Origin of the sequence: Streptomyces sp. 71268, from assembly GCF_029392895.1 — a bacterium.
GTDB lineage: Bacteria > Actinomycetota > Actinomycetes > Streptomycetales > Streptomycetaceae > Streptomyces.
The window spans coordinates 2,661,501-2,687,201 of record NZ_CP114200.1; the positions used below are offsets into that span (position 1 = coordinate 2,661,501).

Below are 25,701 nucleotides of genomic sequence, written 5' to 3' on the forward strand. Positions count from 1 at the left end.
CCCGGTGCCGTATTGGCCTGAACCAACGCCGCGCCGGCCCACCGCCCCCGCCTCCGGCCGCGTTGGGCCGCGCCGCCAGGCGCCCCCGACCCCCGGCGTACGCGCTCCCGTACGAGGGCGGGCCCACCCCCGACCTGGGAGTGGGCCCGCCTCACTGCCGGCGTGCGGCTCGCGCGCCGCGGCTAGCGGCGGGCGACGCCCTCCGCGCGCGCGGCGGCGGCCACGGCCGCGGTGACGGCGGGGGCCACCCGCTCGTCGAAGGGCGAGGGGATCACGCGGTCGGCGCTCAGCTCGTCGGCGACCACGGCCGCCAGCGCCTCGGCCGCCGCCAGCTTCATGCCCTCGGTGATCCGGGAGGCCCGGACCTGGAGGGCGCCGGCGAAGATGCCGGGGAAGGCCAGGACGTTGTTGATCTGGTTCGGGAAGTCGCTGCGGCCGGTGGCCACGACCGCGGCGTACTTGTGCGCCACGTCCGGGTGGATCTCCGGGTTCGGGTTGGCCATCGCGAAGATCATCGCGTCCTTGGCCATCGTCGCGACCGCGGACTCGGGGACGGTGCCGCCGGAGACGCCGATGAAGACGTCCGCGCCGTCCAGCGCCTGCTCCAGGGAGCCGGTCAGGCCCGCCTTGTTGGTGAAGCCGGCCAGGTCGCGCTTGACGTCGGTGAGGTCGGTGCGCTCGGCCGAGACGATGCCCTTGCGGTCGCAGACGGCGACGTCGCCGATGCCGGCCTCGACGAGGATCTTGGCGATGGCGACGCCGGCGGCGCCCGCGCCCGAGATGACGGCCCGCAGCCCGCCGAGCGGCCGGCCGGTGAGCTGCGCGGCGTTGCGCAGCGCGGCCAGCGTGACGACGGCGGTGCCGTGCTGGTCGTCGTGGAAGATGGGGATGTCGACGCGCTCCTGCAGCCGGCGCTCGATCTCGAAGCACCGCGGCGCGGAGATGTCCTCCAGGTTGATGCCGCCGAAGGAGGGCGCGAGCCGGGCGACGGTGTCGACGATCTCGTCGACGTCCCGGCAGTCGAGCGCGATCGGCACCGCGTCGACGCCGCCGAACTGCTTGAAGAGGATGGCCTTGCCCTCCATGACCGGGAGGGAGGCCTCCGGGCCGATGTCGCCAAGTCCGAGCACCGCGCTGCCGTCCGTCACCACGGCCACCACCTGGGACTTCCAGGTGTAGTCGTGGACGAGCTCGGGCTGTTCGGCGATCGCGCTGCACACCTTGGCGACACCGGGCGTGTAGGCGAGGGACAGGTCGTCCCGGTCGCGCATCGGCACGGTCGCCTGGACGGCCATCTTGCCGCCCCGGTGCAACGCGAAGGCCGGGTCGAAGAGTTCTTCGTCCGTCGTACCGTCGCTGTCGCTGCGAGGATTCACGATCTCCGCTGCCACTTTCTTGACCCCTTTGTCGTATATCTGGTGAGGGTAGCCGCCCCCTGTGTTGCGGAGCGGGCGGGCACCGCGTCCGCCTTCCGCCCCGCGGATAGCCGCGGCGGAGGTGGGCGAACGCCGGGCACGCCGCACACGTGCCCTGAGCCCCGGGTGAGGGGTGTAACCGTCTTTTTTACCGGAGAAGCGCACTCCCGAACGAGTGAGTTCCGTCGCGGTGCGATGCGGCAACCCCGCGTTAACACCGAAAGCAGGTCAATCGCTACCGAATATCCATGTACCGCGACACCGCGGTCACGCGGCGGTAGCCATTCCGTCACCCGGGCGTTTCCCGGTGCGCCGTCAGGACGTCATGACTGACGTCGTTCGGACACCGCACCGTGCGAGCTGCCCGTTATCCGATTTTGACCTCGCCGGCCCCCCATATGCGCTGGCCCGGATGGCAAGATGCCCCAATCACACACGGCCGCGACACCCGAAGGTGTGTGCCGGCCCCGTCGGTGCTTCCCTCATCCGCAGGAGGAACCAGTATGACCGCCAGCCGCTCTCGTCGGCCGGGCATGGCCACCCCTCGGACACCCAGGTCGTTCGCCGTCGCCGCCTTCGCGGTCACCGGCGCCCTGTTGCTGTCCGGCTGCGGCGATCAGCGGGACAAGGTGGACGGCTCCGCTTCCGGAAAGGGCCTCTTCAACAAGCTGCCAAAAAATGTCCAGAATGCGGGCGTGATCAAGGTCGGGTCGGATATCGCCTTCCCGCCGGTGGAATTCAAGAAGAGCGGACGGACCGTCGGCATCGACCCCGACCTCGCCGACGCGCTCGGCAAGGAGCTGGGCGTGCGGTTCGAGTTCGCCAACGGCACCTTCGACACCCTCCTCACCGGTCTGCGCTCCAAGCGGTACGACATCGCCATGTCGGCCATGACCGACACCAAGGAGCGCCAGGAGGGCATCGACCCCGAAAAGGGCAAGAAGGTCAGCGAGGGCGTCGACTTCGTCGACTATTTCCAGGCCGGCGTCTCGATCTACACGCGTAAGGGCAAGACCCAGTCCATCGAGACCTGGGACGACCTGTGCGGCAAGAAGATCGTCGTGCAGCGCGGCACCGTCTCCCACGACCTGGCCAAGGACCAGGTCAAGGCGTGCGAGGACAAGGGCAGGGGGACGATCGCCATCGAGGCGTTCGACAACGACGTACAGGCCCAGACCCGGCTGCGGGCCGGTGGCGCCGACGCCGCGGCGAGCGACTTCCCGGTCGCCGCGTACGCCGTGCAGACCTCGGGCGGCGGCAACGACTTCGAGATCGTCGGCGAGCAGGTCGAGGCCGCCCCGTACGGCGTGGCGATCAGCAAGGACAACACCCAGCTCCGGGACGCCCTCAAGGCCGCCTTCGACGAGATCATCAAGAACGGCGCGTACGAGAAGGTCCTCAAGAAGTGGGGCGTCGAGGCCGGCGCCGTCACCGAGGCGAAGATCAACGGCGGCTCCTGACCGCCCCGTTCGTGACGGTTCATGCTGAAAGGCAGCACCTGTGACTGTTGACATCGACAAGGTGACGGGGCCCTCGGGCGCCCCGGCTCCTGCCCCCGAGGCGATCAAGGCCATCCCGGTCCGGCACTACGGCCGCTGGGTCTCGGCGGTGATCGCGCTCGGCCTGCTCGGCCTGCTCGTCAACGCCTTCGCGCAGGGCAAGGTGAACTGGGGCGCCGTCCCCGACTACTTCTTCGACAAGGACATCCTCAAGGGCGTCCGCAACACGATCTGGCTCACGATCGTCGCGATGGCGCTCGGCGTGGCCCTCGGCGTCGTGCTCGCCGTGATGCGGCTGTCGAAGAACCCGGTCACCGCGTCCATCGCGTGGGCCTACATCTGGTTCTTCCGCGGCACCCCGGTCTACGTCCAGCTCCTCCTGTGGTTCAACCTCGGCCTGGTCTTCGAGTACATCAACCTCGGCCCCATCTACCAGGACGAGTGGGCGGACTTCATGACGCCGTTCCTGGCGGCGCTGCTCGGCCTCGGCCTCAACGAGGCCGCGTACATGGCGGAGATCTGCCGGGCCGGCATCCAGTCGGTGGACGAGGGGCAGACCGAGGCGTCGCACGCGCTGGGCATGAGCCAGGCCAAGACGCTGCGCCGGGTGGTGCTGCCGCAGGCGATGCGGGTGATCGTGCCGCCGACCGGCAACGAGTTCATCAACCTGCTCAAGACCACCTCGCTGGTGATCGCGGTGCAGTACTACGACCTGCTCCAGGCGGCCACCAACGTCGGCCAGACCTCGGGCGGCACGGTCGAGATGCTCTTCCTGGCGGCGATCTGGTACCTGGTGGTCACCAGCGTGCTGAGCATCGGCCAGTTCTACCTGGAGCGGCGGTTCGCCCGCGGCTCCCTGCGTCAACTGCCGCCCACGCCGTGGCAGAAGGTCAAGGCCAACGTGGGCTCGCTGAGCACCCGCGGCACGAAGGGGGGTGGCGGCGCGTGACCGCCATGGTCAAGGCCGAGGGCGTGCACAAGTCCTTCGGCGCGATCGAGGTACTCAAGGGCATCGACCTGGAGGTCGCCCCGCGCGAGGTGTTCTGCCTCATCGGCCCCTCGGGATCGGGCAAGTCCACGTTCCTGCGCTGCATCAACCACCTGGAGAAGATCAACGCCGGGCGGCTGTACGTCGACGGCGACCTGGTCGGCTACCGGCAGCAGGGCAACAAGCTCTACGAGCTGCGCGACCGCGAGGTCGCCGCGCAGCGCCGCGACATCGGCATGGTCTTCCAGCGCTTCAACCTCTTCCCGCACATGACCGCGGTGGAGAACGTGATGGAGGCGCCGGTCCAGGTCAAGCGGGAGTCCAAGGCGGTCGCCCGGGAGCGCGCACTGAAGCTGCTCGACCGGGTGGGCCTGGCCGACAAGGCCGGCAACTACCCGGCCCAGCTCTCCGGAGGACAGCAGCAGCGGGTGGCCATCGCGCGGGCGCTGGCCATGGAGCCCAAGCTGATGCTCTTCGACGAGCCGACCTCCGCGCTCGACCCGGAGCTGGTGGGCGACGTGCTCGACGTGATGCGCGACCTCGCCGAGTCCGGCATGACGATGATCGTCGTCACCCACGAGATGGGCTTCGCCCGCGAGGTCGGCGACGCGCTGGTCTTCATGGACGACGGCGTGGTGGTCGAGACCGGCCACCCGCGTGAGGTGCTGACCAACCCGCAGCACGAGCGCACGAAGTCGTTCCTGTCCAAGGTGCTGTGAGCGGCCGGCGCCAGACCCGGTTACCGGCCTCCCGGAGCCCGGCGCCCGCCCGGCCGGCGACGGCGGGGCGGCGGCGCGTGCGGATGAGGAGACAGACGCGACGGCGGCACGGGCCCACGCGGCCCGTGCCGCCCCCGCACGCCCGCCCACCTCGGCACGTACCCGGCTCCGGGGCGGCCGGCCACCCGCGCCGCCCGCGAAGCGGGGGCGGCGCGGGCCCGAGCCGTCGGACCTACTTGAGTCCGAGCACCACGGCGTCGGTGGCCGAGCACCACACCGGGCGGGCCTCGTCGAACCCGGCCGCGCGCAGCGCCGCCACGTGCCACTCCACCGACTCGTCGTTGCCGTCGTGGTCGTTGCTGACCTCGGTGGGGTTGTTGAAGATCTTGAACCGCTCGGCCGCAGGTCCGCCCAGCACCTCGTCGGCGGCGACCGCCCGCCACCACTCGGCCCAGTCCTGCACGCCCTCGGCCCGCTCGCGCTCCTGCCGGGCCTTGCGGAACCGCCGCTCCGCGGCGTTGATCCGGGGCGTGGACGGGACGGGCATATGGTCGGCGTTCATGAACACCCCGCCCTCCCGTACCAGCTCCGCGACCTGCCCGTACAGCGTGCTCAGCGCGTCGCTGTTCAGCCAGTGCAGCGCGGTCGCGGTGAGCACCGCGTCGTACGAGGCGTGCGGCAGCCTGCTCCGCCACTCGGGGTCCCGCAGGTCGGCGGTGACGAACTCGACGCGGCGCTCGTCCGCGAAGTACCCGCGCGCGATGGTCAGCAGCGCCGGGTCGAGGTCGACGCCGGTGCTGGTGGCCTCGGGGAAGCGGGCCAGCACGCGGTCGCTGATGCTGCCGGTGCCACAGGCGAGGTCGAGCACGCGCGGCGCCGGGCCGACCGCCGCCTCGACCATGTCGAGCATGGCCCGGAACCGCTCCTCGCGGTCCGGCATGTACCACTCCTGCTGCCGGTCCCAACTGGCCTGCCAGGCTCGCCAGTCAGCGCCCGCGGCCGTGATCGTCTCCGTCATCGCGACTCTCCCATGACCTCTACGTAATACCCTGACATCCAGAGCAGTCATTACCCACTGCACCGACGACCATAGACCGCCTCCGTAAGGACTACAAGTGGAACTGGCCTATTACTCGGATCTCGCCGTCCAACTCGTCAACAGCGAGGAGCCCGAGCGCGGCACCGACGGGCTCACCTCGGTCGAGGCCGTACGGGACCTGTTCGGCCCGAGCCAGCAGGTCGCGCGGCGGGCCACCGAGGCCGACGTGACCCGGCTGCGCGGGGTGCGGGGGCGACTGCGCGCCGTCTTCGAGGCGGCCGACCGAGGCGACGAGGTACTGGCCGTCGACCTGCTCAACGCGCTGCTGCTGGAGTTCCCGGTGAGCCCGCAGATTTCGGGCCACGAGGTACGGGACGAGGACGGCCGGCCCAAGTGGCACATGCACATCGCGGACTACGCCGCCAACGCGGGCGCCAGCTACGCGGCCACCGCCTCCATGGGACTCGCCTTCCACCTCACCGAGCTGGGCGCCGACCGGCTCGGCATCTGCGAGGCGTCACCGTGCCGCAACGCCTACCTCGACACGTCGACGAACCGTTCGCGCCGCTACTGCTCCGACCGCTGCGCCACGCGCGCGAACGTCGCCGCCTACCGCGCCCGCAAGCGCCTGGAGAGCGAGCGCTCCGAGCGCCCGGAGCGGCCGGCCAGCCGGCCGAACGGCCCCCGCCCCGAGCCCACCGGCCGCACCGCCGACGCCGCCCACGACAGCAGCCCCGCCACCGAGCGCTGACCGGCCCCCGGCGGCGGACGCAGCCGGGCCAGCGCCCGCGCGACCACCAGCTCGCCCGGGACGGCGCCGAACTCGCGACTGTCGTTGTGGACGTACGGGTTGTCCCCCTCCACCCACCAGCCTCCGGGCCGCCGCCCCACGACACGCTTGACGATCAGCAGGTCCTGCGCGAACGGATGGCGCAGCACGACCACGTCGCCGACCTGCACGCCCGCCCCGTACCGCACGACGAGCTGGTCACCCGGGCGCAGGGTGGGCACCATCGACGGGTTGTACACCTCGGCGAGACCGATTCGCAGCAGCCCGTGGCGCTCGCCGTCCTCCCCCTGCCCGCGCTCGCGGTCACGCTCCCGCGTCCGCTCCGGCATCACGGCACCTCCCGGTCCGTCGCTCCATCAGTCCCAGTCCGACACCGGACTTTTGTCCTAAGCCCCCCGGGCCACCCGAGAAAAGCCTTCCCCCACGGAGTAATCTCGCACCTGAGAAGACGATCACGAGGAAGGACAGCTCTATGCTTTCCCGCCTGTTCGCCCCCAAGGTAAAGGTCAGCGCCCACTGCGACCTTCCCTGCGGCGTGTACGACCCGGCCCAGGCCCGCATCGAGGCCGAGTCGGTCAAGGCAGTCCAGGAGAAGTACCAGGCCAACGAGGACGAGCACTTCCGCGCCCGCGCCACCATCATCAAGGAGCAGCGCGCGGAGCTGGCCAAGCACCACATCTCCGTGCTGTGGAGCGACTACTTCAAGCCCCCGCACTTCGAGAAGTACCCGGAGCTGCACCAGCTCATCAACGACACGCTGAAGGCCCTGAGCGCGGCCAAGGGCTCCACCGACCCCGCCACGGGTCAGAAGGCCCTGGACTACATCGCCCAGGTGGACAAGATCTTCTGGGAGACCAAGAAGGCCTGAGCCGCCGCCGGCTTCTTTCGGCCTCTTTTCGGCGAGCCCCCACCCGGCGCCCGCCCACGGCTCTCCCTCGCACCCGGTCCGCCCGCTGTCAGTAGTGACGGGGGGTGGGCCGGGTGCGGTCGTGTGGGGGGGCGGGGGGCCGCCGCCGGGAGGCGGCGGGTGGGGCGGGTCGCGTTACGGGGGGTCGGTTTCGCTCGGAGCGACCCGTGCGACAGCCCGCGTGGCGAGCAGCCGCCCAGCCCACTCACGTACCTCGACCAGGTGGCCGGCCCGAAGCCCGACGCGGGGGTCGGGTTGCACCAGGAGAGTCGCCGCGCCGCGAGCGGAGCGTTTCGCCGCCCAGTCGTGGTCGAGGGCGGTGAAGTCGTCGTCGATCCAGACGGCTGGGGCATCACCCAGCCAGGCATCGACGTGGTCGCGCTTCCAGAGGTAGCCATTGGGGTGGCTGGTGATGATCTGGGGACGTGGCAGGTCGACGTACGACAGGGTTGGAAGGCCGAGGAGCGGGCCGATGAGGGTGGTGGCGTCCTGCCGCCAGCTGCTGCACCAGACGGGGGCGACCAGGCCGGTGCGGATCACGTCCATGAGCAGGGGCCCGTGGGCGGGGTCGAGCCAGACGGTGACCGGGTTGTCGGCGCTGCGGCCGGCGGGAACGACGTCGTGGCGGGTGTGGGTGACCGGGGCCAAGCCGTCCGCGCCAGGGAAGGGTATGAGGACGCCGTCGATGTCGATGAGCAGGTAGGGCGGGCGCATCGGTCCTCCAGGGGAAGCCGGGCGAACGGCTGGTCAGAGCCTGCGAGCGCGGATCAGCAGGGTGGTGGGCCAGTGGCCCATGCGGGGGTCGTGGAACTCCTGGGCCGAGGTGAGCCAGAAGCCCGCTCGGCTGAGGTGCTTCTCCCAGCGGTCCGTGGAGAACTCCCAGCGGGCGATGGGGAGCCGGGCGCGGTCGGGGAGGGTGACGTGGTCGCGGCGAGGACGGTCGTCGCCGGAAGGGCTTCGACCGCCGCGCCGCGGGTGCGGGACGGAGAAGGCGAGCACCCGGCCAGGCGTGAGTCGCTGCGCGATGGCCGGCAGCAGGAGCTCAGGGGCGACGAGGCCCATGGCGCCGAAGACGGAGTAGATGGCGTCGAACCGCTCGTCGGAGGTGTGCAGGTAGTGCAGGGCGTGGCCGGCGACGAAGGTGAGGTTGTTCAGCCGTCCGTAGTGGGAACGGGCGCGGCGGATCTGAAGGCCGACCAGGTCGACGCCCGTGACGTGGGCGCCGATTGGGGCCTCCCCTGCTCGCGCGGAGCCGAGAGCTTGGGGAAGGGTGGCGAGGTGGGCGGCGTTGTGGCCGGGGCCGCAGCCGAGTTCCAGGAGCCGCTTGCCGCGCAGCTCAGGGCCGAGGATGTCAGCTCCGGGCCCTTGACCGGGTCTCGCGGTCCATTCCATCCGGGCGGGTACGGATAGGGGTTCGGCGAGGCCGGCGGCGGTGCGCTGGAGGGCGTGGGCGTGCCATGAGGATGCCTGGGCGAGCACGTCAGATCTCCAGGAGGCGGAGGACGTCGCTGAGGTGGCGGCGGACAGCCTTGATGTAGGCGGGGTCGGTGGCCGGGTCGTCGATCCAGCGGATGGACTGCTCCATGAACCACTCGACGGCCCACATGCGGTGCCAGCCCAGGGCCCAGTTCTCGGCGGCGAGCCCGCCGCGCGGGACGAGGGCGTCGGGGGTGCCGCCGGCGGTGACGTACTGCTCCAGAAAGACGCGCAGGCGCACGGGGTGCGGCGGATCGATGGTGCCGTGCCAGCTGGCGAGGTCGAGCAGGCCGGGGCCGGTGAAGGCGCGGGCGAAGTCGAGCAGCCGCCAGCCACGCTCGCCGATGTGGAGGCTGGTGGGGTGAAACTCGGAGTGCACCCAGCCGAAGGGAGCGATCGTCGCTCCGGCTGAGCGGGCCTCGCTGGCCTGGGTGACCCGGTCGAGTGCGTCCTCGACATCATCGGCGTCCTGCCACCGGTCGGCCTTGCGCAGCCGTTCGAGGTGTTCCAGCGCCCGGGCCGGCAGCGTCCGCAGCCGCTGCTGGTCGAGGACGGGCAAGGGCGGAGCCGTACGGCTGCCGTGCAGGATCACGGCCGCGGCGACGCCGTCGAGGTCGTCGGCCTCGCGGACGGACGGTCCGAGGTCCTCCATGAGCATGCCGAGCCATCCGTCCAGGACAGCGGAGGCTTGGACCTGGGGGACGGGAACACCGAGGGTGCGGGCCAGACGGAGGGCCTGGTCCTCGCCGTCGAACGGCTTCTTGGCGTACTTGAAGATGGCCGTGGAGCTGTCGGGGAAGGTGACCCGCTCGACGCCGGACATGGACCACACGCGCACCTCCTCCCGTGCGGCGGTGGTCTGGCCGGTCGCGGTGAGCAGGTTGTCGAGGAGTTCGGCGCTGGGGTTCGTCGTCACGTGGAGGCTCCGGGGGATGGCGGCGTCCGGGGCGGGCGAGGGGTGCCGGCTCGCCCCGGAGCCTGATCGGGTGGTGGTTACGCGGCGGGGTTCACGCGGTGGGCGTAGACCTGCTCGATCCAGCCCGCCTTGAACGCGGCGAGGTCGTCGCGGAAGTTCGCCATCGAGGCACCGTAGGGCGCGACCACGCCGCCGGACTGGTCCGGCACGGACTGGCAGCCGTGCACGAGCCGACCGCCGAGCGCGGCGTGGGCCTTGACGGACTCGATCCGGCGGTGCTCGTTGAACCAGCCGCCGTGGTAGACCTCGTCGAGCATCCCTCCCGTCTCGTCGTCCAGGTCGAAGATGACGGACGTGGCGGCGGGGAAGAACCAGCACGGGCCGACGTTGGAGATGTGCCCGTCCACCTCGACCTTGTTGAGCGCCATGAGCGTGGCCGCCTGGCGGAGCATCCGCAGGTGCTCGGCGGTGATCTGCGGCAGGCCGAGGCCGGCCAGGTGCTCGTCGCGGGAGAGGTAGGCGTACACCTCGTACGCGGTGACTAGGACGCGGGCCGCGTCGGACGTGGACTCGCTGTGCTGCTTGATGAAGTCGAGCGCGAGCTGCTCGACCGCGCTCTCGGTCGTCTCGTCCACGTCCAGGAGCTGAGCCTTGACCAGCTCCCAGTCGGCGACGAGCCAGGTGTTCGACTCGAAGCGGAAGAAGTACTCGGCCGGGTCGATGGTGATGCGCCGGCCGTCGACCTGGATGCCGGGCAGGCGGCTCCAGCGCGGGTCGAGCGCCTCGGGCAGCTCGACCGTGATGGCCGTGGTGTCGATGGTGGTCACCGTGTCTCCGTCTCTGATCGGCCGGGTTCGAGCACAGGAATGCCCGAGCCCGGTATGGGCGTACGGAACCTCGGGGCCGCCCGGACCAAGGGGAGCCCGGATCACGGGATCACGGTCGCGCCGTTCCGGGCGGCTGCTGACAAGTGAACCGGTGGTCACGCTCAGTGGGTACGGTGGAAGCCGGTTGAAGCGGTATACGCGGTTTACAGCTCCAGAAACGGAGACGATCGTGGCGGCGCAGAGAAGACCCAACTCCCTTCTGCGCGATGTCATCGGGACTGTCGGCTGCACCTACGAGGCCCTCGCCAGAGATGTGCGGCGCATCGCGGCCGAGAACGGCGAGATCCTCCAGACCAACAAGTCGGCCATCTCGCACTGGGTGAACGGCACCCGCACCCCGTCGGGCCGGGTAGGCCAGTACCTGGCCGAGGCGCTGTCCCGCCGAGCGGGGCGCACGATTACCCAGACCGAGATCGGCCTCCAGGTCGGCGATACCGATGCTCCGGCGGAATCCGACCCCGTCCTCGCCGCCACCGACCTGGGTCGGGCCGACGTCGAGCGCCGCCGCTTCCTCGCCATCGCGGCCTTCACCACCGCCGGCGTCGCCATGCCGCTCGGATACGACCACGAAGCCACCGCCCGCATGCTCCGCGCCCGCACCGGCACCGCCCGGGTCGGGACAGAGGACGTGGACGTCGTACGGCAGATCACCGCGGCCTTCAGCGCCGCCGACGAGCGCCTCGGCGGCGGGCACGGCCTGACCACCGTCACCGCTTACCTCGCCGACACAGCCGCCCCCATGCTGCGCGGACGCTTCCCAAGCGAAGCCTTACGCCGGGCCGCCTTCGGCGCCGTCGCCGAACTCGCCTACCTCGCAGGGTGGAAACACCACGACCTCGGCCAGGAAGGCGCCGCCCAGCGCTACTACCAGGTCGGCTACCAGCTCGCCTGCGAAGCCGACCCCCACGGCCACGCCGCCTGGATGATGCGCGCCCTCGCCCACCAAGCTCTGAGCCTCAAACAGCCCCACCACTGCGTCGACCTCGTCGAAGGCGCCCTCCGCGCAGGTCTCGGCCACGTCGACGGCCAGACCGAGGCGCTCCTTCACATCACCCACGCCCGCGCCTAAGCGGCCACCGACGAGAATCCGTCGGCCGCGCGCGCCCTGCTCGCCGCCGAAGACGCCCTCCTACGGGGCGACGGCCCCCAGCCCAGCTACTCCCGCGTCAGCGGCCCCGCCGCCGGCACCGTGGCCAGCCACACCGCCCGCACCCTGACCGACCTCGCCGACCACCTCGGCACCGAACAGCAGCACCGAGAGGCCCTCACCCGCTGGGACCCCGAGAAGTACAAGCGCGTCCACGCCCTCACCCACGCAGACCTCGGCGACAGCCTCGCTGCCCAGGCCCGCGCCGACGAAGCCGTCGCCGCCTGGAACCAGGCCCTAGTCCTCATGGAGGGCATGACCTCCGACCGGACCCGGAAGGCGATCACCTCAATCCGCTCCACGCTCGCGGTCTACCAGCGCCGTCGCGTTCCCGGCGCCGCAGATCTCACCCGCCGCGCCCGCGAGGCCCTCGCCTAGCATGCCCAACAACCCGCCCGACGAAGGGAACACCGTGACTCAGCAGACCGACGACCAGCCGAAGGCCCTCAAGCCGGCGCTCGAATCGATGACACTGCTGGTCGCCGCCGTCATCGTCCACGACAAGGCCACCAACCGCGTCGTCCTCCTCCAACGCAGCGAGAACGCCAAGTTCGGCCAGGGCACGTGGGACCTCCCCGTCGGCAAGAGCGAACCGGGCGAACCCATTACGGAGACCGCGGTCCGCGAGCTCTACGAGGAGACCGGCCTCACGGTGAAGCCCGAGTCCCTCAAGGTCGCCCACCTCATCCACGGCGCCTGGGGCGTTGAGGCCCCCAACGGCTTCCTCACGGTCGTCTTCATCACGCACGAGTGGGCCGGTGAGCCCGAGAACCGCGAACCGCGCAAGCACTCCCAGGTCGGCTGGGTCGACGCCGGCGCCATCCCCGAGAACTTCGTGGAGACCACCTCCAGCGCCCTCCAGCGCTATCTGACCGACGGACCCCAAGTATCGCTACACGGATGGAAGTAGGCGAGCGCTACTGCACTTGATCAGCCGATGTCAGATGATTGCCTGACAGGTGGGGAACGAGTCGAGTAGATCTGTGCAGGTGACCGACTCCCCTCTCCCCGAAGACTGCGAGCCCACCTCCTTCGTCGAGAAGACGAAGAACTGGTACGGAAAGCACAAGCCGAAAATCCGCATCGCCCTCGGCGTGACTCTGACCGTGGGCCTGGCGGTGGTCACCCGTCTCCACGAGAGGTACGACGCCGAGGACATTGGCGACTCCGAGTCGTTCTCTGATCGTGAAGCCACGGACGAGCCGCGTCAGGCCTTCCTCGACCCTGACCGCGACCCGTTCCTCCGCAGACTCCCCGCCGGTCAGCGCGCCAGCGGGGAGGCCAACGCGAGGTACAGGGAGCTGAGGGACTGCGACCTCCCTCCTGGTTACACCTGTGTTCGCCCGTGGTCCTTCGTACAGCCCCGCAAGTCACCGGCCAGCCCCCAATGCTGAGAGCATCGAAGCCCGAGTTGTCCACCGGCTTCTCTCGGGCCTCTTTTCGGCGAGCCCCCACCCGGCGCCCGCCCACGGCTCTTCCTCGCACCCGGTCCGCCCGCTGTCAGTAGTGACGGGGGGTGGGCCGGGTGCGGTCGTTCAGTGACCGGGCACCGACGCGCGCGTGCGCCCCGTCACCCACACCGCTCCCGCCAGCGCGCCGGCGCAGACCCCCGAGGTCGCCGCCGCCATCCGCACCGCCTGCGGTACGTCACGCACCGCCCTGCGCTCTCCGTCGGCCAGGACGCACACCGTGCGCAGGGTGTGGAACTGAACCTCGTAGTCCACCGCCCCCGACAACTGGGCCCGGCACGGGTGGTCATAGGGGAACGGGGCGGAGTCCGCCCCGCCGTCCTGCGCCGCCGAGACGGTCATCATGAGGTTCAAGGCTCCCAGCGCGTAGGCGGCCGTGGCCGTCGCGGCACAGGCGAAGGCGGCGGCGGCAGCGGCGCGCCGCCACCCGGTCCAGCGCCCGCCGCCCGGCAGAGCGGCGCGAAGGCACTGGAGTACGAGGAAGACGACCGCGGCGACCGCCGCGAGCAGCACCACCGGCACGAGGAAGATCACGACGTTCCCTTCGGCCGGTACTCCGCCGGCGCGGTCGTCGGCCGCGACGGCGGGCGCCGTGCCACACAGCGAGCGAGGTGCGGGCCGTCCAGAAGACCATGCCGCTGGCCGACGTGGTCACCCGGCCGAGGCCACCCCTGACCGCGCCGCGCGCCCGTAACGAGAAGACAGTCCGCCCCCGAAGCCGGCGGAACACGAGCCCTCCCCCGTCAGTCCCCCTCCACCCGCCGCGGCACCACCGTGATCGTCGTCGTCTCGGACCCGAGCGACCCGCCGCCGCTGCGCTCCACCGAGTAGGCGACGGCCACCGCCGTCTTCGCCGCCGCGAGCACCTCGGTGGGGACGACGAAGGCCATCTCGCGGCCGACCCAGGAGGTGGAGACGGGCGAGACGTCCGTGTAGAGGTCGCCGAAGGTGACCGTGATGACGTCACCCTTGGCCATGCCCGCGTACGGCGCGACCCTGACCGTCGCCCCGTACGGCGCGTCCGTCGCCGCGAGGGCTCCGTCGACCACGTCGTCCACCTCGGGGGCGGGCAGGTGGACGCTGTTGCCGTCAGCCGCTGATAGCTCGCTCATGGCGGGGCCCTCTCCGGGAAACCGACGATGCGGTGGCGGGCGACGGCGTCGGCGTGCGTCGCCGCTCTTCGGGGTGATCTTTCCGATGCTCGGCCGCTTCGACAAGGGGGCGAGAGCAGCCTGTTGGGCTCCGCCCGATTCGTCCCGGGGAGCGGACCGGCGCGCGGCAGGCGGCCGCCCGCCGGCCATCTCGTGGCCACCGGGAGGTCGCGCGGCGCGCGCCCGGCGGGCGCCGGCCGGGCGCCGGTCGCCGCGTCGCCGGCCGCCGCGTCGCCGGGGGCGTGGCGGGGCTCCGCCCGGAACGGGCGCCGCCGCGCCGCCCCGTGGCAACCCGCACCCGGCATACTGAGCGCTCCCTCACCTCGCAGGAGCCGCCGTGTCGATGATCCGCACCCTTCGGACTGCGGTCCGCATCGGGCGGCGGCGCCCGCGCGGCGTCGACCTCAGTCATCCGGCGCGCTCGCCGCTGGGCAGCGCCGTGGTCAACTGCGCGGTCTACCACGACGGCCAGCGCCAGCAGGGCGACCTCCCCGCCGCCGACGCCATCCGGCGGGTTCGCGAGGACCGGCCCGCGGTGCCCGCGCAGGGCACCGGCGGGCGGCGTCGGCCGCCGGGGTTCGTCTGGATCGGGCTGCACGAGCCCGCGTACGAGGAGTTCGCGGACGTCGCCGAGTTGTTCGGGCTGCACCCGCTGGCCGTGGCCAACGCCCTCCAGGCACACCAGCGCCCGAAGGTGGAACGGTACGCGGCGGACACGCTGTTCGCCGTGTTCAAGACGGTGCGGTACGTGGGGAACGACCGGTCCACGGCGAGCAGCGAGATCGTGGAGACCGGCGAGATCATGGCCTTCGTCGGGCCCGACTTCGTCATCACCATCCGGCACGGCGGACACGGCTCGCTCGGCCCGGTGCGCGAGGAGTTGGAGGCGCGGGCCGAACTCCTGGCCCACGGGCCGGCCGCCGTGCTGTACGCGATCGCCGACCACGTGGTGGACGACTACCTCGCCGTCACGGACTCCGTGCAGGACGACATCGACGCCGTGGAGAGCGAGGTGTTCGCGCCGACGCCGCAGGGCCGCACGCCGCGCCGGTTCGGCGGCGCAGACCGCGCGGACCGCTCCGGGCCGTCCGACCGCGCCGAGCACCTCGCCCAGGCCGGGCACATCGGCCGCACCGGCCGCGCCGGCCGCACCGACGAGGTGGAGCGGATCTACCAGCTCAAGCGCGAACTCCTGGAGCTCAAGCGCGCCGTGGCCCCGTTGGAACGCCCGCTGCACGCCCTGGCCACCCAGCCGTCCCGGCTCGTCGACGAGGACGTACGGGCGTACCTGCGGCACGTGGCCGACCGGCTGACGCGCGTGGCGGAGCAGGTCACCTCGTTCGACGACCTGCTGAACTCGATCCTGCAGGCCGGGCTCGCGCAGGTGACCGTCGCGCAGAACGAGGACCTGCGCCGGATCAGCGCCTGGGTGGCGATCATCGCCGTACCCACCATGGTCTGCGGCCTGTACGGCATGAACTTCGACCACATGCCGGAACTCGGCTGGAGCTACGGCTACCCGGTCGTGCTGGCCTCGCTCGTCGCCCTCTGCGTCCTGCTGCACCGCGCCTTCCGCCGCAGCGGCTGGCTCTGACCCGCGCGCCCCCGGCCACCGGTCTCAACCACCGGTCTCAGCCGCCGAGCCTGGTCCCCGGGCCTGGTCGCCGGCCCCGCCGGGCCCCAGACCGTTCACCTCCGGCCACGCCCGCGCCACCCCGCGTCCACCGACGGCCCTGAACATGCGTACGAGGAACGCCGTGCCGCGACGGCCCGTACGGCGCGTGCCGCCGGCCGCGCGCCGCTCGGCGCGCCCGCAGTGCCACCCCGCCCCAGCCGCGCCCCACGCGAGACGAGAGATCCACCGATGGCCTTACACCGCCGCATCGGGCGGCTCGGCCCCGCCGCCGTCACCCTGGCGGCGCTGGCCGGGCTCTCCGGCACCATCGCCCTCACCGCCACCGCGGCCCCGCCCGCGGGGCCGGGCCGTGACCTGCCGACCGACGGCCGTATCGACGGGCGAACCGGTGGCCACACCGATCACACCGGCCACACCGGCGACGCGCCCACCGCGTCGGACGGCGGCGCGCACGCGGGCGTGCACCGCGGGGCGCCCCGCCGGGCGGCCCCGTCCGGCGTGCCCGCCGGCGCCGTTTCCTCGCGGGCCGCGAGCGCGCCGTAGTCGGTCGTCACCCCCGCCACGCCAGGCCCAGAGGTACGACTCGCCGACGGTCGAGAGACATCCGACCGAACGTGGCACCACATCCAAAGGGCACGCACCACCATTCATGACTGCCGAAGACTCCAGATCTCGCCCCTGAACATTGGCGGATCGCACACCCACGCCCTGGCGAGCGGCCCGCAGACTGGTAGGCACTGCAACGGTGGGACGACGCCATCGACGTCCCCCTGCGTCCCGCCGCCAGCTCGGAGAAAGGGGCGCGTCCGCATGTCCGGCTCACGCGTGCTGGCCCTCGGCCATTACCAGCCCACCAGGGTGCTCACCAACGACGACCTGGCGAGGATGGTGGACACCAGCGACGAGTGGATTCGCAGCAGGGTCGGCATCCGTACCCGCCACATCATCGGCCCCGACGAGAGCGTCGACATGATGGCGGCGGAGGCGGCGGCCAAGGCGCTGGCAAGCAGCGGCCTCGCGCCCGCCGAGATCGATCTGGTGCTGGTCGCCACCTGCACGGCGGAAGGTCGCAGCCCCAACACGGCCGCCCGGGTCGCCGCCCGGCTCGGGCTCGGCTCGCCGGCCCTGATGGACATCAACGTCGTGTGCGCCGGCTTCACCCACGCCCTGGCCACCGCCGATCACGCGCTGCGCGCCGGGTCCGCGACGAAGGCCCTGGTCATCGGGGCTGAGGCGTTCACGTCGGTCGCCGACTGGACCGACCGCTCGACGTGCGTGCTCGTCGGGGACGGGGCGGGCGCCGCCGTGGTCGTGGCCTCCGAGGAACCGGGCATCGGCCCGGTGCTGTGGGGCTCGATGCCGGGGATGGGCGACGCCGTGCGGATCGAGGGCAGCCCCACCCGGTTCTCCCAGGAGGGCCAGAGCGTCTACCGCTGGGCCACCACGCAACTGCCGCCGCTGGCCAGGGCCGCCTGTCAGCGGGCCGGCATCGAGCCCGAGGATCTCGGGGCCGTGGTGCTCCACCAGGCGAACCTGCGGATCATCGAGCCGGTGGCGCGCAAGCTCGGCGCCGTCAACGCCGTGGTCGCCCGCGACGTCGTGGACTCCGGCAACACGTCGGCGGCCAGCATCCCGCTGGCCCTGTCCAAGCTGGTCGAGCGCCGCGAGATCCCGCCGGGCGCGCCGACCCTGCTGTTCGGCTTCGGCGGCAACCTCTCGTACGCCGGGCAGGTCATCGCCTGCCCTTGACGCCGGGCCCCGGCCGCCGGGACTGACCTGGCCGACCCGTTCCCGCCGGGACCGGGTCCGGACCGGGTCGCCGGCCGCCGCGGGCCCGCGGCGACATCCGGGGGGCGGGCCCCGCACTCGGGACGCCCGGGGTGCGGGTTCGGCGCCCCGAGGCAGGGGCTGAACACCCGCTGCGCGCGGGCGCGCGGGCTCAGAACACCGACCAGCCCGTGAGCGTGGTGAAGTGGTCGAGCGCGGCGACCCCGGCGACCGAGTTGCCGCGCGCGTCCAGGCCGGGGCACCACACGCACAGCGTGCACCGCCCGGGGATGACCGCGATGATGCCGCCCCCGACGCCGCTCTTGCCCGGCAGCCCGACCCGGTAGGCGAAGTTGCCCGCCGCGTCGTAGGTGCCGCAGGTCAGCATGACCGCGTTGACCTGCTTGGCCTCGCGCCGCGACAGCAGTCGGCTGCCGTCGGCGCGCAGCCCGTGGCGGGCCAGGAAGCCGCCGGCCAGCGCGAGGTCGCGGCAGCTCATCCGGATCGAGCACTGCCAGAAGTAGTGCTGCAGGACGGTGGGCACGGGGTTTTCCAGGTTGCCGTAGCTGGCCATGAAGTGCGCCAGGGCGGCGTTGCGGTCGCCGTGCTCGGTCTCGGAGAGCGCGACGGCCGGGTCGAAGGCCAGGTCCGGGTTGTCGCTCTCGGCCCGCAGGAAGTCCAACAGCGTGGTGCTCGCGTCGTCGGTGAGGCTCTGCAACCGATCGGTGACGACCAGCGCCCCGGCGTTGATGAACGGGTTGCGCGGCACGCCGTTCTCGTATTCGAGCTGCACCAGCGAGTTGAACGCGTTGCCGGACGGCTCTCGGCCCACCCGCTGCCAGATCGCCTCGCCGTCCCGCGCCAGGACCAGCGCCAGGCTGAAGGTCTTGGAGATGGACTGGACGGAGAACGGTTCCCGCCAGTCCCCCACCCCGTAGACCTCGCCGTTCATGTCGGCGACCGCCATGCCGAACTGCCCGGGGTCGACCGCGGCGAGGGCCGGTATGTACTGCGCCACCTGTCCCTGGCCCACCTGCGACCGGACCGCGGCGGCCACCACTTCCAACGCTCCCTGGTAGTCCACGTGCCCCCCGTGCTGTCGTGCGTACTGTCGTGTCCGTGCTCGCGGTGCGAGCGCGTCCCGGACGGGCTCGCCGAGGGACGTCGGCGCCATCATGCACTGCGTGGCACCACCGACCACACCGGCGTACGCCCCTGCCGTACGCGCCCCCCGATCCGCCCATCCGCCAACGGACAGCACCCCGCCCACCTGGGCCGGAGCCCGCCTCGTACCGGACCGAGCGGCCAGAACGGTTCGCACTGCTTCCGAACGGCTAGTCCGATGCCGAACGTTCCGGTACAAGCAGGTCATAGAGGCGGTTCGCGATCGGCGACCGCCGCGCACCGAACGGAGGCGGCCATGTCCCCACCCATGTCCGCGCGGGACTTCATCAACGCGCTGCGCGACGAGGGCCTACGAATCAAGGAAGTCGGCGACTGGGAGCACCACAACCGCGACCACAAGGGCCCCTGGGGCCCGGTGCACGGCGTCATGATCCACCACACCGTCACCTCGGGGGCCGAGGAGACGGTCAACCTGTGCCGCGACGGCCATCCGAGCCTGCCGGGCCCGCTGTGCCACGGCGTGATCACCAAGGACGGCACGGTGCACCTGGTCGGCTACGGCCGCGCCAACCACGCGGGGAGCGGCGACGACGACGTCCTGCGAGCCGTGATCGCCGAGAAGCGCCTCCCGCCCGACAACGAGAGCAACACCGACGGCAACCGCCACTTCTACGGCTTCGAGTGCGAGAACCTGGGCGACGGCGAGGACCCCTGGCCGGCGGCGCAACTGGAGGCCATAGAGCGCGCCGCCGCGGCCGTGTGCCGCCAGCACGGGTGGACCGAGCGCTCGGTCATCGGCCACCTCGAATGGCAGCCCGGCAAGGTGGACCCCAAGGGCTTCACCATGGACGACATGCGACAGCGCGTCGGGGAGCGACTGAAGTAGCGCGCCGGGCACAGCACCGCCACCCCCACCACTCCGGCGCTGTGCCCCACCCGGACCCCCCGGCGCCCCGCCCGCCCCGGACCGGCCGGACGCGCGACAGCGAGCCGACCTGGACGCCTGGCGGCGAGCAGGACCGGACCGGGCCGAACCGAACCGGCCCGACAATGGAACGGTGAGCAGCACCCCCGGCCCGCCTCAGCCGCCCCCGCACCCCGATCAGGCCCAGCCCCGCGACCGCGACCCACGCTCCGCGAACGCCGCTGACGACCGCGCCGGCGCGCGGCTCGACGCGCTGCGGCCCGCGCTGCCGTCGCCGCTCCAGGCGGTGGCCGACGCGCGGTTCGCCCGCCGCGGCGTGCGCCTGCTGCTCAAGCGGGACGACCTGATCCACCCGGACCTTCCCGGCAACAAGTGGCGCAAGCTGGAGCTCAACCTGCGCGCCGCCGCCGCGACGGGCCCGCGCCCCCTGCTGACGTTCGGCGGCGCCTACTCCAACCACCTGCGCGCCACGGCCGCCGCCGGCCGCCTCCTGGGCCTGGCCACCATCGGCGTCGTACGCGGCGACGAGCTGGCCGACCGGCCGCTCAACCCGGTCCTCGCACGGTGCGTCGTCGACGGCATGCGCCTGCACTTCCTCACCCGGTCCGCGTACCGGCGCAAGGCCGAGCCCGAGGTGCGCGAGGCCCTGCGCGCGCGGTTCGGCGACTGCTACGTCATACCCGAGGGTGGCAGCAACGCCCTGGCCGCCACCGGCTGCCGAACGCTCGGTCGCGAGCTGCGCGCGGCCCTCGACCCGGCCGACGGTCCGCACGTCGTCGGCGTCGCCTGCGGCACCGGCGGCACCCTGGCCGGCCTCGCGGCCGGACTCACCGACCATCCCTCGATCGATCCCACGTCCGGCCTCACGGTCGATCCCCCGATCAACCAGGCCGTCGGGCAACCTGCCCAGTGGACCGCCGAGCAGACCCCCGAGCCCGCTACCGAACGGGCCAACGCACGGGCCGCCGGCTCCGGGCCACGCCCGCGGGCCATCGGGTTCCCCGTGCTCAGGGGCGACTTCCTGGCGGCGGAGGTCCTCGCGCTCCAGACCGAGGCGTTCGGCGCCCGGGTCGGCGACTGGGAGCTGGACGGCCGGTTCCACTGCGGCGGGTACGCGCGTACGACACCCGAACTCGACACCTTCGCCGCGGACTTCGCCGACCGGCACGGCCTGGTCCTGGACCGGGTCTACGTCGCCAAGCTGCTCTACGGCCTGACCTCCCTGGTCGAAACGGGCGCCATCGCCGGCGGCAGCACCGTCACCGCGGTCATCACGGGCCCGGCCCCCGCACCGTGACCGACGTTTCCCGTGCCCCGGGCGGCGCTACTCGCCCTCCCCCTCGCGGTAGGCGGCCGCCTCCTCCAGGTCCAGCCGGCGCAGCAGCGTCCGTAGCATCTCGTCGTCGATGCGCCGCTCGTCCCGCAGCCGCACGAACACCTTCCGCTCCGTCTCGATGACCTCGCGCGAGAGCCGCCGGTAGGTCTCGTCCGCCGACTCGCCCGTCACCTCGCTCACCGTGCCGAGCCGCTCCCAGACGGCGTTGCGGCGCCGCTCCACGACCGTGCGCAGCCGGTCGGCCAACGGCTGCGGCAACTGGTTGCGCTCGTCGGCCAGCAACCGCGCCAGCCGCTCCTCGGCCGCCTGGGACGCCGCGCTCTGCGCCTGTGCCTCGGCCAGCGTCTCGGCCTGTACGTCGCGCCCGGGCAGCCGCAGCGCGCGAATCAGCGCCGGGAGCGTCAGCCCCTGCACGACCAGGGTGGCGATCACCGTGCTGAAGGTGAGCAGCAGCACGAGGTCGCGGGCCGGGAAGTGGTCCCCGCCGTGCGCGGCGGTGGGGATGGAGAACGCGATGGCCAGCGACACGACGCCGCGCATCCCGGCCCAGCCCACGATGGTCGGCGCGGTCCAGTTCACGTCGGGCTCCCGGCGTCTGATCCGCGCCGAGAGCAGGCGGGGCACGAAGGTGGCCGGGAAGACCCAGAGGTAGCGCACCACCACCACGGCCAGGAACACCGCCAGGGCGTACCAGAGCAGCTCGCCGGTCCCGTACCCGTCGAGCCCCCGCAGCACGACCGGTAGCTGCAGCCCGATCAGCGCGAAGACCGTCGACTCCAGGACGAAGGAGACCACCGCCCACACCGCGCGCTCCTGCAGCCTGGTCGCGAAGTCCACCTGCCAGAGCTGGTGCCCCAGGTGCAGCGCCACGACCACCACGGCCAGCACCCCCGACGCCTCGACCTGCTCGGCGACCGCGTACGCCACGAACGGGATGAGCAGCGAGAGCGTGTTCTGCAACAGCGGCTCGGTGAGCCGGGTGCGCAGCCAGTGCAGCGGCACCATCAGCACCACCCCGACGCCGACCCCGCCCACCGCGGCGACCAGGAACTCCCGCAGGCCCGAACCCCACGTGGCGCCCGTGCCGACCGCGGCGGCCAGCGCGACCTTGTACGCCGTGATCGCGGTCGCGTCATTGACCAGCGACTCACCCTGCAGGATGGTCGTGATCCGGGAGGGCAGCCCGGCCTTGCGCGCGATGGCGGTCGCGGCCACCGCGTCCGGCGGCGCGATCACCGCGCCGAGCACCAGCGCCGAGGTCAGCGGCAGGTCCGGCACCACGAGGTAGGCGATCCAGCCGACGGCGACCGTCGCGAAGAGCACGTAGCCGACCGAGAGCAGCGCGACCGACCGCGCGTTGGCGCGCAGGTCCAGGTAGGAGCTGTCCAGCGCGGCCGTGTGCAGCAGGGGCGGCAACAGCAGCGGCAGCACGACGTGCGGATCGAGCACGTACGCGGGCACGCCGGGCACGTACGAGGCCACAAGGCCGGCCGCCACCAGCAGCAGCGGCCCCGGCACGGAGGTGCGCCGCGCCGCGCCGGCGATCGCCGCGCTGCCCGCGATCAGCGTCAACAGGGGAACGACGTCCATCGGCCCACGCCCATCCCATCTCGCGACCCGTACGTCTCGCACGGCTCTGACGGCCCATGCTTCCCCCGCGTCACGCGGCCGCACCCGTCCCGCGCGCCCGAACAGCCCCCAACGCTCCGCCTGTTTCCGGCCACCCGAGCCACGCCCCCACCGCGCCCCGTCGGCTACGACGCCCCGCCCCGGGGCCGCCGCCGCTCCCCCGGCCACACCGGCCGCCGGCTGGTCGGGGGGGTGTGCCGACGCGTCTCGCGGCGCCGGCGCACGCCCGGCGCCCCGCGCCGCCCGGGCACCTCGTCACCCGCCCTCATCCGACGAAGCGACCTAATCTGGCCGTCATGAGCGAATGCGCCCACGCCGCCGAGCTGCCACGCCCCGAGCCCGCCGCCCAGAGCGAGACCTGCCCGGAGTGCGTCGCGGCCGGTACCCACCCCGTCCACCTGCGACTCTGCCTGACCTGCGGCCACGTAGGCTGCTGCGATTCCTCCCCGCGCCGGCACGCGTCGGCCCACCACGCGGCCACCGGCCACCCCGTCATGCGCTCCTTCGAACCGAACGAGGACTGGCGCTGGTGCTTCGTCGACCAGACCCTCGTCTGAGCCCTCGCCGGCCCCGGACCGGTCCCACGACGCACCCCCGGCCGGCCCGTGACCTGGCCCGACCCGCCGGCTGTCAGCGGCTCCCGCTACCTTTGGCCGCATGATCCGACCAGCAACGCCCGCCGACGTCCCCGTGATCCACACGATGATCCGCGAGCTCGCGGGGTACGAGCGCGAGCCGGACGCGGCCAAGGCCACCGAGGAGCAGCTCCACGAGGCGCTGTTCGGCGCGCACCCGGCGGTCTTCGGGCTGATAGCCGAGCAGCCCACCGAGCCGGCGGCCGGCGCGACGGGCTCCGGCGCGAGCGAGCCGGTCGGCTTCGCCCTGTGGTTCCGCAACTTCTCCACCTGGACCGGCACCCACGGCGTCTACCTGGAGGACCTGTACGTCCGCCCGGAGGCGCGCGGCGCCGGCCACGGCAAGGCGCTGCTGGCCGAGCTGGCGCGGATCTGCGTGGAGCGCGGGTATGAGCGCTGCGAATGGTCGGTCCTTGACTGGAACGCGCCGTCGATCGCGTTCTACGAGTCCATCGGCGCGAAGGCGATGGACGAGTGGACGGTGCGACGACTGACCGGCGCCCCGCTGCGGGAACTCGCGGCGTTCGCCGAGAAGAACGGCTGACCTCTCCCGCCACCCCGCGCTGACCAGGCACGACGCCCGTGAAACCGAGCGCGGACGGCGGGCGGGGTGAGCAACGCGACGCCATCTGTTTCGATTCGAGGCCGCCAACCCCTAGCCACTGTGCGTACTCATATGCTTACCATGAGTGACAGTCGCGTGCCTCCGGCCCCGTACTCACCCTGGGCGAGCCATGCTCCGTCCGGGCGACACGAGGCCACAGATCGCGATAGCGTCGCAGGCGAACCGTGTGCCGCGCCGGATCGTCCGCCTCCACCATAAGGGCTGACGGCCGGCGTTCATATCAGCTCAACCAGCTTGTGTCACCTTGGAGGTGAGGGTGTCCCAGATCGCAGGCGAGCCCGGGACCCAGGACTTCGTGGAAGTCCGGTTGCCCGCTGAGGGTGCCTACCTGTCGGTGCTGCGTACGGCCACAGCCGGCCTAGCGGCCCGTTTGGACTTCACCCTCGACGAGATCGAGGACCTGCGCATCGCCGTCGACGAAGCGTGCGCGATCCTCCTGCAACAAGCGGTTCCCGGCAGCGTCCTCAGTTGTGTTTTCCGATTGGTCGGCGACGCGCTACGGGTGACCGTCTCGGCGCCCACCACCGACGGCCGCGCTCCCGAGCGCGACACCTTCGCCTGGACGGTGCTCTCCGCGCTGGCCGGCGAGGTCGACTCGACGGTCGCCGACGACCGGACGGTCAGCATCAGCCTGCACAAGAAGCGCGGCGCCGGGCCCGGGCAGCCGTAACGGAAAGGGGGGCTCCGTGAGTACTGCATCATCGCGGGGGGTGCGCGCCCCGGCCATCCCGCAGCAGCCGGACGGGCCGCATCCCACGGACCCGGAGCCGACCGGCGACGGACCAGAGCGGGCGGACCACATGGATCAGCACCAGCACGCACAGCGGACCCACGATCCACAGGACCGAAGCGGCGCACGAGCGATGTTCATAGAGCTGCGCGAGCTCCCCGACGGTTCCCCCGAGCGGGCCGAACTCCGCAACAGCCTCGTACGCATGCACCTCCCCCTGGTGGAGCACCTCGCACGCCGCTTCCGCAACCGTGGGGAGCCCCTCGACGACCTGACCCAGGTCGCCACCATCGGACTGATCAAGTCGGTCGACCGGTTCGACCCCGACCGTGGCGTGGAGTTCTCCACGTACGCGACGCCCACGGTCGTCGGCGAGATCAAGCGCCACTTCCGCGACAAGGGCTGGGCCGTGCGCGTTCCGCGCCGGCTCCAGGAGCTGCGGCTGGCCCTGACCACGGCGACCGCGGAGCTGTCCCAGCGGCACGGCCGCGCCCCCACCGTGCACGAGCTGGCCGAGCATCTCGGCATCTCGGAGGAGGAGGTCCTGGAGGGGTTGGAGTCCGCCAACGCCTACAGCACCCTCTCCCTCGACGTCCCCGACACGGACGACGAGTCACCCGCCGTGGCCGACACCCTCGGAGCCGAGGACGAGGCCCTGGAGGGCGTGGAGTACCGGGAGTCCCTCAAGCCGCTGCTTGAGGACCTGCCGCCGCGCGAGAAGAAGATCCTGCTGCTGCGGTTCTTCGGCAACATGACCCAGTCGCAGATCGCCCAGGAGGTCGGCATCTCCCAGATGCACGTCTCCCGACTCCTCGCGCGCACCCTGGCCCAGCTCCGGGAGAAGCTCCTCGTGGAGGAGTAGGCGCGCCCCGCCCGGCGACCGGCGGCCC

General features: G+C 72.1%; 26 protein-coding genes and 2 pseudogenes. 17 read left to right on the top strand and 11 right to left on the bottom strand.

All coding sequences use genetic code 11. The features are described 5' to 3' along the window. Positions 1 to 182 precede the first annotated feature (182 nt). A complete protein-coding gene (locus OYE22_RS09650) occupies positions 183 to 1,391 on the bottom strand; it encodes an NADP-dependent malic enzyme (RefSeq protein ID WP_277320021.1) in 1,209 nt (402 codons plus the stop codon). 527 nt (positions 1,392 to 1,918) lie between these two features. Here OYE22_RS09650 and OYE22_RS09655 point away from each other — a divergent pair. From OYE22_RS09655 to OYE22_RS09665, 3 genes are read left to right on the top strand one after another with little or no spacing between them, the layout of a single operon-like run. After that, positions 1,919 to 2,875 carry an ABC transporter substrate-binding protein gene (locus tag OYE22_RS09655; protein ID WP_277320022.1) on the top strand — a complete coding sequence of 319 codons (957 nt, stop codon included), beginning with the start codon at positions 1,919 to 1,921 and terminating at the stop codon, positions 2,873 to 2,875. Positions 2,876 to 2,915: 40 nt separating this feature from the next. After that, the gene (locus OYE22_RS09660; RefSeq protein WP_277320023.1) at positions 2,916 to 3,863 is read left to right on the top strand and encodes an amino acid ABC transporter permease; all 948 of its coding nucleotides are present in this window, start codon (positions 2,916 to 2,918) and stop codon (positions 3,861 to 3,863) included. A 5-nt stretch (positions 3,864 to 3,868) separates the two neighbouring features. Continuing rightward, entirely contained in the window at positions 3,869 to 4,621 is a 753-nt protein-coding gene (locus tag OYE22_RS09665) for an amino acid ABC transporter ATP-binding protein (protein WP_277324067.1), read from the top strand. A 232-nt stretch (positions 4,622 to 4,853) separates the two neighbouring features. On the opposite strand, the gene OYE22_RS09670 is transcribed toward OYE22_RS09665, so the two are convergent. Then, the gene (locus tag OYE22_RS09670) at positions 4,854 to 5,639 is read right to left on the bottom strand and encodes a class I SAM-dependent methyltransferase (RefSeq protein WP_277320024.1); all 786 of its coding nucleotides are present in this window, start codon (positions 5,637 to 5,639) and stop codon (positions 4,854 to 4,856) included. Between the two features lie 97 nt (positions 5,640 to 5,736). On the opposite strand from OYE22_RS09670, the pseudogene OYE22_RS09675 reads away from it, so the two are divergent. Next, positions 5,737 to 6,225: pseudogene (locus OYE22_RS09675) on the top strand (CGNR zinc finger domain-containing protein); the annotation flags it as partial. A gap of 44 nt (positions 6,226 to 6,269) precedes the next feature. On the opposite strand, the gene sodX reads toward OYE22_RS09675, so the two are convergent. Next, positions 6,270 to 6,779: a nickel-type superoxide dismutase maturation protease gene (gene sodX / locus OYE22_RS09680; RefSeq protein WP_348652196.1), complete on the bottom strand. Its 510-nt coding sequence runs from the start codon at positions 6,777 to 6,779 to the stop codon at positions 6,270 to 6,272. Between the two features lie 143 nt (positions 6,780 to 6,922). Between sodX and sodN the strand changes: the two genes are divergently transcribed. Further along, positions 6,923 to 7,318: a superoxide dismutase, Ni gene (sodN, locus tag OYE22_RS09685; RefSeq protein WP_176164017.1), complete on the top strand. Its 396-nt coding sequence runs from the start codon at positions 6,923 to 6,925 to the stop codon at positions 7,316 to 7,318. A 174-nt stretch (positions 7,319 to 7,492) separates the two neighbouring features. On the opposite strand, the gene OYE22_RS09690 is transcribed toward sodN, so the two are convergent. From OYE22_RS09690 to OYE22_RS09705, 4 genes are all read right to left on the bottom strand, one after another. Next, on the bottom strand, positions 7,493 to 8,071 hold the full coding sequence (locus OYE22_RS09690) for an HAD domain-containing protein (RefSeq protein WP_277320026.1): 579 nt from the start codon (positions 8,069 to 8,071) through the stop codon (positions 7,493 to 7,495). Between the two features lie 33 nt (positions 8,072 to 8,104). Then, on the bottom strand, positions 8,105 to 8,836 hold the full coding sequence (locus OYE22_RS09695) for a class I SAM-dependent methyltransferase (protein ID WP_277320027.1): 732 nt from the start codon (positions 8,834 to 8,836) through the stop codon (positions 8,105 to 8,107). A gap of 1 nt (position 8,837) precedes the next feature. After that, positions 8,838 to 9,749, bottom strand: a complete 912-nt coding sequence (locus OYE22_RS09700) for a phosphotransferase (protein ID WP_277320028.1) — start codon at positions 9,747 to 9,749, stop codon at positions 8,838 to 8,840. A 77-nt stretch (positions 9,750 to 9,826) separates the two neighbouring features. Beyond that, a complete protein-coding gene (locus tag OYE22_RS09705) occupies positions 9,827 to 10,576 on the bottom strand; it encodes a hypothetical protein (RefSeq protein WP_277320029.1) in 750 nt (249 codons plus the stop codon). A gap of 229 nt (positions 10,577 to 10,805) precedes the next feature. On the opposite strand from OYE22_RS09705, the pseudogene OYE22_RS09710 reads away from it, so the two are divergent. The 3 genes and pseudogenes from OYE22_RS09710 (at position 10,806) to OYE22_RS09720 (ending at position 13,177) form a co-directional block, all read left to right on the top strand. Next, positions 10,806 to 12,161, top strand: a pseudogene (locus tag OYE22_RS09710) (tetratricopeptide repeat protein). A 1-nt stretch (position 12,162) separates the two neighbouring features. After that, positions 12,163 to 12,693 (top strand): NUDIX domain-containing protein, encoded by a 531-nt coding sequence (locus tag OYE22_RS09715; RefSeq protein ID WP_277320030.1) that lies wholly within the window; start codon positions 12,163 to 12,165, stop codon positions 12,691 to 12,693. A 79-nt stretch (positions 12,694 to 12,772) separates the two neighbouring features. After that, entirely contained in the window at positions 12,773 to 13,177 is a 405-nt protein-coding gene (locus tag OYE22_RS09720; RefSeq protein WP_277320031.1) for a hypothetical protein, read from the top strand. Between the two features lie 141 nt (positions 13,178 to 13,318). On the opposite strand, the gene OYE22_RS09725 is transcribed toward OYE22_RS09720, so the two are convergent. Then, a complete protein-coding gene (locus OYE22_RS09725; RefSeq protein ID WP_277320032.1) occupies positions 13,319 to 13,786 on the bottom strand; it encodes a hypothetical protein in 468 nt (155 codons plus the stop codon). A 209-nt stretch (positions 13,787 to 13,995) separates the two neighbouring features. Next, positions 13,996 to 14,364, bottom strand: a complete 369-nt coding sequence (locus OYE22_RS09730; protein ID WP_277320033.1) for a hypothetical protein — start codon at positions 14,362 to 14,364, stop codon at positions 13,996 to 13,998. A gap of 382 nt (positions 14,365 to 14,746) precedes the next feature. Here OYE22_RS09730 and OYE22_RS09735 point away from each other — a divergent pair, with 382 nt between their 5' ends. From OYE22_RS09735 to OYE22_RS09745, 3 genes are all read left to right on the top strand, one after another. After that, positions 14,747 to 15,997, top strand: a complete 1,251-nt coding sequence (locus tag OYE22_RS09735; RefSeq protein ID WP_277320034.1) for a magnesium and cobalt transport protein CorA — start codon at positions 14,747 to 14,749, stop codon at positions 15,995 to 15,997. A 270-nt stretch (positions 15,998 to 16,267) separates the two neighbouring features. Then, on the top strand, positions 16,268 to 16,582 hold the full coding sequence (locus tag OYE22_RS09740) for a hypothetical protein (RefSeq protein ID WP_277320035.1): 315 nt from the start codon (positions 16,268 to 16,270) through the stop codon (positions 16,580 to 16,582). Positions 16,583 to 16,849: 267 nt separating this feature from the next. Then, positions 16,850 to 17,788, top strand: coding sequence for a beta-ketoacyl-ACP synthase III (locus OYE22_RS09745; RefSeq protein ID WP_277320036.1), 939 nt, complete (start codon positions 16,850 to 16,852; stop codon positions 17,786 to 17,788). Between the two features lie 190 nt (positions 17,789 to 17,978). Here OYE22_RS09745 and OYE22_RS09750 read toward each other — a convergent pair whose 3' ends face one another. Further along, positions 17,979 to 18,890, bottom strand: a complete 912-nt coding sequence (locus tag OYE22_RS09750; protein ID WP_277320037.1) for a glutaminase — start codon at positions 18,888 to 18,890, stop codon at positions 17,979 to 17,981. Between the two features lie 336 nt (positions 18,891 to 19,226). Here OYE22_RS09750 and OYE22_RS09755 point away from each other — a divergent pair, with 336 nt between their 5' ends. Both OYE22_RS09755 and OYE22_RS09760 read left to right on the top strand, forming a co-directional pair. Then, on the top strand, positions 19,227 to 19,817 hold the full coding sequence (locus OYE22_RS09755) for an N-acetylmuramoyl-L-alanine amidase (protein WP_277320038.1): 591 nt from the start codon (positions 19,227 to 19,229) through the stop codon (positions 19,815 to 19,817). Positions 19,818 to 20,109: 292 nt separating this feature from the next. Continuing rightward, positions 20,110 to 21,153, top strand: a complete 1,044-nt coding sequence (locus tag OYE22_RS09760; protein WP_277324068.1) for a pyridoxal-phosphate dependent enzyme — start codon at positions 20,110 to 20,112, stop codon at positions 21,151 to 21,153. A 27-nt stretch (positions 21,154 to 21,180) separates the two neighbouring features. Here the strand turns inward: OYE22_RS09760 and OYE22_RS09765 are convergent, their stop codons facing one another. Next, positions 21,181 to 22,782, bottom strand: coding sequence for a Na+/H+ antiporter (locus tag OYE22_RS09765; protein WP_277320039.1), 1,602 nt, complete (start codon positions 22,780 to 22,782; stop codon positions 21,181 to 21,183). Positions 22,783 to 23,117: 335 nt separating this feature from the next. Between OYE22_RS09765 and OYE22_RS09770 the strand changes: the two genes are divergently transcribed. The 4 genes from OYE22_RS09770 to OYE22_RS09785 all read left to right on the top strand — a co-directional run bounded on the left by OYE22_RS09770 (position 23,118) and on the right by OYE22_RS09785 (position 25,673). After that, a complete protein-coding gene (locus OYE22_RS09770; protein ID WP_277320040.1) occupies positions 23,118 to 23,378 on the top strand; it encodes a UBP-type zinc finger domain-containing protein in 261 nt (86 codons plus the stop codon). A 100-nt stretch (positions 23,379 to 23,478) separates the two neighbouring features. Then, entirely contained in the window at positions 23,479 to 24,000 is a 522-nt protein-coding gene (locus tag OYE22_RS09775; protein ID WP_277320041.1) for a GNAT family N-acetyltransferase, read from the top strand. Positions 24,001 to 24,337: 337 nt separating this feature from the next. Then, positions 24,338 to 24,751 (top strand): anti-sigma regulatory factor, encoded by a 414-nt coding sequence (locus OYE22_RS09780; protein ID WP_277320042.1) that lies wholly within the window; start codon positions 24,338 to 24,340, stop codon positions 24,749 to 24,751. Between the two features lie 16 nt (positions 24,752 to 24,767). Beyond that, positions 24,768 to 25,673 carry an RNA polymerase sigma factor SigF gene (locus tag OYE22_RS09785; RefSeq protein ID WP_277320043.1) on the top strand — a complete coding sequence of 302 codons (906 nt, stop codon included), beginning with the start codon at positions 24,768 to 24,770 and terminating at the stop codon, positions 25,671 to 25,673. Positions 25,674 to 25,701: the final 28 nt, after the last annotated feature.